Raw genomic sequence first — 8,313 nt, 5'->3', positions numbered from 1 at the left:
CGCCCAAGGGCCCTTGGGCGGGTCCTCCTGATTGCTTCGTCAGGTGCGGTGTCGTGCCGACTCGTTGATCTGCTGTGCCGCTATGGTTGGGCGGCCGCAGGATGCGCACGCCGCGAGCCTGCGTGCGGCACCCCGCACCGGTCGTGCACCAGGCGAAATGACCAAGTCCGGTGCGAGCGGCCCCAAGGCCCGAGCCCCCCCAAGCACAGCAGGCGGCTGGCGTCCGCTACACCCAGGTCCGTGGCACGACCTCGCCGTCACGCAACGGGCGCACGGTGCAGTTCCTGCTGGAGGACCGCTACGAGCTCGGCACCCTTGCGGTGCAGATCGAGGCCGCTTGGCGCGGCAGGGCATGCGGGTGTTGCTGATGCATGAGTACACGTCGCACGGGCTCGACATGGCGCTGCACTCCTACGGTGCCCAAGAGCGTTCTCCATGGTCGGACTCCGTGTTGAGAACGGCGGTGGTGCGGGCTGAGGACGGCGACTCCCACAGCGGGCGGGCACGCCCGGTCGACTCGACCTTCGACTGACCAGGCGGCATCGGCGGTGCCCTTCACTGAGGGTTTTCAGCGGTGCCGCTCCAGGGTGAGGACGGCCTTGGCGATTGACGTCATGCGGTTCGGGCTGCATCGGGCTCTGCGGAAGATTCGCCAGGATTTGAGGCGGGCGATTCCTCGTTCGACGGGTACGCGAGCGGCGGACAGCGCCCGGTTGACCGTCCGCTCGGTGGTGGTGAGTTCACCTTGGGGCGGTCGGCGTTTGGGGGTGGTGACCCACTCGCCCGCGCCGATGTAGGTCATGTCGGCGAGGACGGGGACGCCTTGGCGCTCGCAGATCCTGATGATCTTGTGGGTGCGGGCGGCGGTCAGGTCGTGTGTGCGGCCGGGCAGGGCGGGTGAGAGCCATAGCGTGCGACCGGCCGGGTCCGTGATGACCTGCACGTTCACACCGTGCCGCTTGTGCTTCGTCGAATAGTCTGCGCGCCCGTCGCCGACCCGGTCGCACTCGGCGAGCGTGCCGTCCACGAGAACGTAGTCGGGGTCTGTCTCGCGCAGGACCTTCAGCAGACCCGGCGCCATGTCGGCCAGGTGCTCGACGACGGTGGTGACGTACGCGTGGGCGGTGCCGACGGAGATACGGAAACCTGCGGCGAGCTGAGCCAGAGGGTCGTGCCGGCGCAGGTATGCCAGAGCGATCACCGCACGCTCGGACGGCCGGAGTTTGCAGCGCCGGTCACCCTCACGGGTGACGATCACCATCGTCACCCACTCCACGAGTGCGTGCGGCAGGTCGAGTGCGGCAGGATACGGGACCAACAGGGTTCCTTAGCTGGAGAGTTGAGCCCTAGACACCTCTCTCAACGGCACGGGGACCCTGTCCGTTGCTTTACGGTCCCGCCGTCACCCGTCCGGGGGCCACTCTGAGTGGGCGGTTCGTGAATCTATGAGTGGTTCTGGTGTCGCCTGATGGTGTGGGCGAAGCCGGAACGTTCCGGTCCGGTGCCGGTGGTCTGCTGGGATCGGTTGGATGAGTGAACGCAAGCCGTACCAGAGCGACTTGTCCGACGAGCAGTGGGTGTTGATCGAGCCGGTGCTCACGGCCTGGAACCGGCACCGTTCCGTGAGCGGCCACCAGGGCCGCTATCCGATGCGGGAGATCGTGAACTCGATCCTCTACCAGTCCCGGACCGGCTGTCAGTGGGCCCTGTTGCCGAACGATCTGCCGCCGAAGAGCGCGACGTACTACTACTTCGCCGCCTGGCGGGACGACGGCACCGACCAGCAGATCCATGAACTCCTGCGCTGCCAGGTGCGGGAGAGGAACCGGCGATTAGAGGACCCGACCCTGGTGATCCTGGACACCCAGAGTGTCCGGGCTGCCACCGGGGTCCCCGCGGTCACGACTGGCAAAGACGCCGCGAAACGGATGCCTGGCCGCAAGCGGGGACTGGCCGTGGACGTCCTCGGCCTGGTCATCGCCGTCACCGTGGTGGCCGCGAGTGTCCACGACAACGCCGCCGGCATCGCTCTGCTCGACCAAGTCGCCGTCGGGGCTGGCGGCTCGGTAAGCAAGGCCCTGGTCGACCAGGGCTTCAAGAACCAGGTCGTCACACACGGGGCCGCCCTCGGCATCGACGTCAAGATCGTCCGGCGCAACCCTGAGGAGCGGGGATTCGTTCCGCAGCCGAAACGGTGGCGAGTCGAGCAGACGTTCGGGACCCTGATACTGCACCGCGCCTGGTCCGCGACTACGAACACCGCCCGGCCTCCTCCACCTCACGCGTCTACTGGGCCATGACCCACGTCATGGCCCGTCGGCTCACCGACGCGAGCAAGCTCACCTGGCGCGATCCGCAGATGGTCGGCGCATGAACCTCAGCCCCCCTCCAAGCGCTCGACCTTCAGGAAGACGCAGCCCGGGCCCTGGCCGGCGATCTCCGCACCCAGATCGACACCCTTCAGACCCAGCTCCAAGAGGCCGAACTGCGTCTGGAACACCTCGCCATCACCCGCACGACCATCACCGGCCTCGCCGACCGAATCCCGGTCCAGAGCCCCGACCCATCAGGGAGTCTGGAGCTGCCCGAGCACCCGGACCTACCCGCGCATCCTCGCCGTCTTCAACGACACCACCGGCCCACTGAGGGCCCGCGACATCTGCCAGACCCTTGACTTCGAGCTCCTGCCGAAACACATCGAACGCACCCGAGCCAAGATGAAACGCCTGGTCACACTAAAGGGTGTTGCACAAGGCCGTGTTCGGGCAGGCCAGAGCCCGTGATCGCGGTCTTCTGGTCATGACGCGAGGGCGAGGTTGTGCATGTGGGCGACGGCCTGGACCGCGTGATGGAGGCCGTCGCCGCGTTGCCGGCAGTCGCGGAGGATCTTGTAGTTCTTCATCCGGCCGATCACATGCTCCACCCGCGCGCGGACCTTGCGGTGGGCGGCGTTGTCGTCCTCCTCGCCTGGCAGCAGGGGCCTGTGAGGCCGTTTGCGGTGGGGCACGACCATCCCGCAGTTGAGGTAGGCACCGTCGCCCAGGACGGTCACGCCCTGGCAGTGTTCGGCCAAGCCGGAGGCCCGCCAGGCGTGCGCGTCCGCGGTGGTGCCGGGCACCGGGTGAGCGGCGGCGATCACAAGGCGGGTGTCGGCATCGACGATGACCTGCACGTTCGCCGAGAACCGGTAGTTGCGTGACGATGAGCCGACGTGCCGGTCGCGGACTGGGACCAGGGTGCCGTCCACGATCCACAACCGGTCCGCCACATCGGCCGCGCTCGAGACGGGCTCCACCGCCAGCAGCGGACCCAGCCGCTGGATGACCCGGCAGACCGTGGAGGACGAGACGCCGAACAGCGGACCCAGCTGCCGCATCGTCAGGTTCGTGCGGTAGTACACGGCAACGATCAGTACCCGCTCGGCCAGCGGCAGCGACCACGGCCGGCCGCGCAGCGTGCCGTCACCGCCCCGCTCCCGCACCACCTTCAACAGAGCCAGAAACTGCGTCAACCGCAGCCCCGTGAACGTCTCCACCCACACCCGCTCAGCACGTAAAACCCCAGCCATACAAGGGAGATGCCCAGCTCAACGCCTTGTGCAACACCCTTTAACGGTTGTCCCGCAATGATCGCGGAACCGAGCACGGAGCTGTCTGAAGGACTGGCGACGTGCTCAGTCGGTGGCTCGTGGAGTGTCCAGAGATCCGGCGAAGTCGGCGAGCGTGCGGAAGTCGTCCTCGCGCAGACCGATTCGCGGGTTGACGTGGTGCAGAAGCCCAGGCCCGCGGTGGTGGGTGGTCACGTATGCCTGGTCCAGATCGCTCTGTTCGTCGTCCACCCAGGCGAAGGGACGGCCGTTGGCGTAGTCCACCAGGGAGCCGGTCTTCCAGTGGACCCCGTCGGGGCGTTCTTGAAGCAAGGCGTTGCCGAAGTCGACGAAAGGGAGTTCGGGAAGGCCGAGCACCGGGGCGATCCACCGATTGGCTTCGTCCATCCATGTGGTGGCCCAGCACAGCTCGTAGCCGAGCTGGAGCAGGGGCCGCCCGTGTTCGGGGTTGAGCCAGACCCGCAAGGGCCGCCGCCGGGCCGAGAGTTCTCTGCGTTCGTCTGGAGTTCCGCTGTCCTGGCGCACTCTGAGTGTGGTGTAGCCGTCGGGGCGTTTCTCCGGCTTGGCCGCATAGGGGTTGAGTGGCCCGTCCACGTCGAGGAACAGCAGCGGTCGGTTCACGATCTCCCCCGGTTTTGCTCAACATCGGCTGCCCGATGGAAGCGTAGCTGCAGCGATCGTCTCGGCGTCGGGCTGGTCTGATGTGATGATCCCGGCGTGGTGGGTGTGATCACGGCATCGGAGCCGTCCTGGATAGCCCCGTTCACTGGGCTGAGTCCTCGCTGTTTTGGCAAGTTGATGACCACTCTGCGGCGCGACGGAGGAGACGCGGTCCGCCGGGGCCGGCCGTGGAGCCTGCCGCTGGAAGACCGGGTGCTGCTGGTCACGGCGTACTGGCGCACGAACTTGACGCTGCGCCAGCTTGCCCCGCTGTTCGGCGTCTCGAAGTCCGCAGCCGGCCGCATTATCGGCCACCTCGGCCCTCTTCTCGCGCTCCGGCCCCGTAGACGGTTCCGTAAGGACACCGTGCTCATTGTGGACGGCACCTTGGTCCCCACCCGCGACCACACGGTGGCCGAGCAGTCCAAGAATTACCGCTACTCCACCAACCACCAGGTCGTCATCGACGCCGACAGCCGCCTGGTCGTCGTCGTTGGCCAGCCGCTTCCCGGCAACCGCAACGACTGCAAGGCATGGGAGGAATCCGGGGCCAAGGCCGCCGTCGGCAACACCACGACGATCGCCGACGGCGGCTACCCGGGCACCGGCCTGGTGATGCCCCACCGGCACCGCAAAGGCGAAGAACTCTCCATCTGGAAGCAGGAACACAACAAGTCGCACAAACGGGTCCGCGCCCGCGTCGAGCATGTCTTCGCCCGCATGAAGTCCTGGAAGATCCTGCGCGACTGCCGTCTCAGGGGCGAGGGCGTTCACCACGCCATGAATGGCATCGCCCGCCTGCACAACCTCGCCCCTGCTGGATGAACGAGTGGGCCGGACACACCAGACCGCGTCCGCACCGACTCGAAGATCAGTTACGGGACAAGCCTTAGGAATCCTCACCGAGGCCGAGCCCGGCATCTTCAGCAAGAAGCAGTAACCAAGTCCGGAACGGACATCAACTCACGAACCGCCCACTGAAAACCCTCACTGAGCACATTCACCTTGCCACCGCAACTCCGCGAGTGACACTACTTCTCACGAACAACTTCCCAGCTACCAGCCGGTGACATCCACTCAGACGGACAATTGACAACCCACAAACACCGTCAGAGCCATCCTTGCGAAAACCATTGGTGCCCGGCTTGCTCCGCTGATGGACTGACGTCCTACCGTGAGTCTGCCGCGTGACGGAGGTAGTGGTTGTGACAGGCTATGACGTGCTTGCCGAGGTGTACGAATGGCTCATCTCGGATGCAAAGTTGCCTCCAGCCGAGTTCGCTGCGTCGTTCGACGACGTCCTCAAACTCCTGCCGTCGAACGCTCACGTCCTCGACTGTTCGTGCGGAACCGGACAGTTGGCGGTTGGCCTCGCCGGTCGTGGCATGCAGGTTGTCGCAACTGACGCCAGCGAGGCGATGGTTCGTCGGACTGTAGAGTTGTCTGAGGAGTTCGGGGCCTCCGTCCGGGCCGTACGGGCGAACTGGGAAGAGTTGCCCGACCATTTCCAGGACAACACGTTCGACATGGTGTTCTGCGTTGGCAACTCGCTTCACCATGCCGCGGGCGCGACAGGCAGGGGTGCTGCTCTGGAGTCGATGTCACGGCTTCTGCGCCCCGGCGGGCGCTTGGTACTCACATCCCGCACTTGGGAACTCGTGAGGGCCAGAGGTTCCCGGCTGGAGATCAGTGACCGACTCGTCCGCCGGAACGGTCGCGATGCCGTCGTGGTCTACCGCTGGGAGATTGCGCCGCATTGGGAGAAGGAGCACCACATCGAGATTGCGATCGCGCAAGTTGATGTGACCGGGTTGGTCCTTGTCCGCTCGGAACTGCTGTCCTGCTGGCCCTACCGGTACGAGGAACTCGAAGTCGAGCTGCACCGGGTCGGACTCCAAACGGAACTGAGCACGTTCGATCTTGAGGCCGAGAACTACATGGTGGTCGCGAGCAAGGTATGAACACCGGACTCTCAGTCCCTGGCCGGACCGCGCGGTTGCTCGCAGGACGCTTGCGCCCTCTCATCGGTGCGGGTTCAAGTGGTCAACGCAACGCCTCGGACGAGGAGTGCTCGTCGATCAGACGGCGGTAGATCCGGGGGGACGGTGTGGCGCTGTTTCCTGGTCGCGTCCAGATCAATGAGCAGGATCTCGTCGATCAGCAGCGTGAACGGATCAAGCTTCGACGGCCGCGCCGAAGCGGTTGTCGTGCGTGGCTGTGGCCAAGCCGAGGTCAGGGCCTTGTTGACAGTGCTCCAGGTGACGCCGTACTTGCACTGCAACGCCCGGTCCGACATGCCATCGCGGGAGTCGCGCCGCAGCGCGGCGTACAACTCGAACTTCGACTGGCCAGGCGGCATCGGGGGTGCTCCTTTACTGAGCACATCCAGCTTGACACCGCAACCCCGATGGTGACGTCAGAATTCGCGAACATCTTTCTGGGCCATCACCTGGTGCCGTCAGCTTTCACGAACAACTGACGTCACCAACTACCGACAGAACCAATTGCATGAAGCTGTAGCACTGACGCGGATTCGGAAATCGGAGTACGTTGTGCTCACGCTCACCACTTTCAGAGGCAGGTAGCCGCTCTGATCGATTTCGTGCAGCGGCAACGGCAACGGAAGGTTGCCATGGAAAAGAAAGTGACCAATGGGATCATTGCGGTAGTCGAGGTGTTGCGCTCGCGTGTGGCCGTGGCAATTCCTGAGCCTCGCTAAGCCAGGAGCGCTGTACTCGTTGAGCACTTGAACGAGACTCTCGCCAACCTGGAGAAGAGCGGCATGACTCCTCTTCTTGATCTTGGCGGTGCCGAGATCTCAACGGCACAGAGTCGGCAAGTTTCAAACAGCGTTGCGGACATTCTGCAACGTCGCATGGGGATCACCGGCGACGGCATAACCCCTAGGGGTATGAACGGCTGCGATGCTGCATTCGTGAACGGCTTGGCATCCATCACCGTAGGTGCCGTCATTGGTGGCCCTGCGGGCGCACTCGGTGGTTTCATTCTCGCTTGTGTGAATGTCGCCGTCTCATGCTGAACACGTAGAGCTATCGCAAGGTTCCGTAATGCTCAGCACCAATCAGTTGACAACATTGCGGAAATCATCCAGCAGTTTCTGCCTCTCATCGAGTCTCGCGCAACACAACACTCTGGAGAAGGCGATTTTCTTGAGAGAAGCATCAGCGGGGAAGTGGACCAAAGTGGCGGCGATCTTAACCTTGCTCGCTGGCATGGTTGTAGTGCAGTTAGCGATTCCCGCTCCAGCTGCGGCATTGCAAACAACCGTGGTTCAATCTCCTCCAACCTCTTGGAACACAGAACGGACCAAGGGGGCTGAGGCGCACTGCCCAGACGGACAGTTTGTGGTAGGCGGGGGAGCTGCGACACTCAACGAGGGTGACCAGCAGGTGATTATGCTGACACACTTGATCCCGTCTCACACGCCAGCAGAGGACTTCTACTTCGCTGCGGCGGCTGCACCTCCGGGGTTCAACGGGGCGTGGTACATGTGGGCTTACGCAGTTTGCGCACCGGATGCAGACCGGCCAGACGGGTATGTCATCGTCAACAACCGTACTCCCTCTAACCAGTCTCAACAGTTCCAGCAGGTATTAGTTAATTGCCCTGGTGACTTGAGGGTTCTTGGCACTGGCGCAAACGTCAGTGACTCATCCGGCGAGATAGGGATTCAGCTTGCCCGTTCATCGGGTCCTCGCGATATCGCTCGCGCTACCGGACGAGAGTACCGGCCGTACGGAGCACCTTGGCGAGTGACCGCAATAGCAATCTGCGCAGCTCCGCTAGCGAACACCACAACAGCTTCGAACGTAGCGAACGGCTCATCCGTGGCCGTCGGTTGCCCCGGAGGCCGAGTGGCGCATGGAGTGGGTGGAGGTGGCAGCCTCTCTGACTCGGGTAGGTCGTTCCTTCGCTGGGTGCAACCGTATCTGGGCGGCGCGACCGTACAAATGACCGGCCTGCCGGTCGGAGGTGTTGCGGCGCAAGCAATCTGTGCACCATTCGCGTAGGACTCGTAACAGATC

The 8,313-nt window shown here is 64.2% G+C and carries 8 protein-coding genes and 1 pseudogene; 4 read left to right on the top strand and 5 right to left on the bottom strand.

Annotated elements, in window-relative coordinates:
• Positions 1-568: 568 nt before the first annotated feature.
• Positions 569-1,318 carry an IS5/IS1182 family transposase gene (locus AOK17_RS05815; protein WP_055611220.1) on the bottom strand — a complete coding sequence of 250 codons (750 nt, stop codon included), beginning with the start codon at positions 1,316-1,318 and terminating at the stop codon, positions 569-571.
• 211 nt (positions 1,319-1,529) lie between these two features.
• Between AOK17_RS05815 and AOK17_RS05810 the strand changes: the two are divergent.
• Positions 1,530-2,374: pseudogene (locus tag AOK17_RS05810) on the top strand (IS5 family transposase).
• 3 nt (positions 2,375-2,377) lie between these two features.
• Here AOK17_RS05810 and AOK17_RS53505 read toward each other — a convergent pair.
• The 3 genes from AOK17_RS53505 to AOK17_RS05800 form a co-directional block, all read right to left on the bottom strand.
• On the bottom strand, positions 2,378-2,500 hold the full coding sequence (locus AOK17_RS53505) for a hypothetical protein (protein WP_281198582.1): 123 nt from the start codon (positions 2,498-2,500) through the stop codon (positions 2,378-2,380).
• 297 nt (positions 2,501-2,797) lie between these two features.
• Positions 2,798-3,568, bottom strand: a complete 771-nt coding sequence (locus tag AOK17_RS05805; protein WP_055611219.1) for an IS5/IS1182 family transposase — start codon at positions 3,566-3,568, stop codon at positions 2,798-2,800.
• A gap of 105 nt (positions 3,569-3,673) precedes the next feature.
• A complete protein-coding gene (locus AOK17_RS05800; protein ID WP_055611218.1) occupies positions 3,674-4,228 on the bottom strand; it encodes a hypothetical protein in 555 nt (184 codons plus the stop codon).
• A gap of 96 nt (positions 4,229-4,324) precedes the next feature.
• On the opposite strand from AOK17_RS05800, the gene AOK17_RS05795 reads away from it, so the two are divergent.
• The gene (locus AOK17_RS05795) at positions 4,325-5,092 is read left to right on the top strand and encodes a transposase (protein WP_079052813.1); all 768 of its coding nucleotides are present in this window, start codon (positions 4,325-4,327) and stop codon (positions 5,090-5,092) included.
• Between the two features lie 380 nt (positions 5,093-5,472).
• The gene (locus AOK17_RS05790; protein WP_055611224.1) at positions 5,473-6,228 is read left to right on the top strand and encodes a class I SAM-dependent methyltransferase; all 756 of its coding nucleotides are present in this window, start codon (positions 5,473-5,475) and stop codon (positions 6,226-6,228) included.
• 74 nt (positions 6,229-6,302) lie between these two features.
• On the opposite strand, the gene AOK17_RS05785 is transcribed toward AOK17_RS05790, so the two are convergent.
• Entirely contained in the window at positions 6,303-6,626 is a 324-nt protein-coding gene (locus tag AOK17_RS05785) for a hypothetical protein (protein WP_055611217.1), read from the bottom strand.
• Between the two features lie 387 nt (positions 6,627-7,013).
• On the opposite strand from AOK17_RS05785, the gene AOK17_RS50640 reads away from it, so the two are divergent.
• Positions 7,014-7,307, top strand: a complete 294-nt coding sequence (locus tag AOK17_RS50640) for a hypothetical protein (RefSeq protein ID WP_157881272.1) — start codon at positions 7,014-7,016, stop codon at positions 7,305-7,307.
• Positions 7,308-8,313 lie beyond the last annotated feature (1,006 nt).

Source organism: Streptomyces phaeochromogenes (genome assembly GCF_001418655.1).
GTDB classification, from domain to species: Bacteria; Actinomycetota; Actinomycetes; order Streptomycetales; family Streptomycetaceae; genus Streptomyces; species Streptomyces phaeochromogenes.
This window is presented reverse-complemented; position numbering and strand designations above follow the sequence as displayed.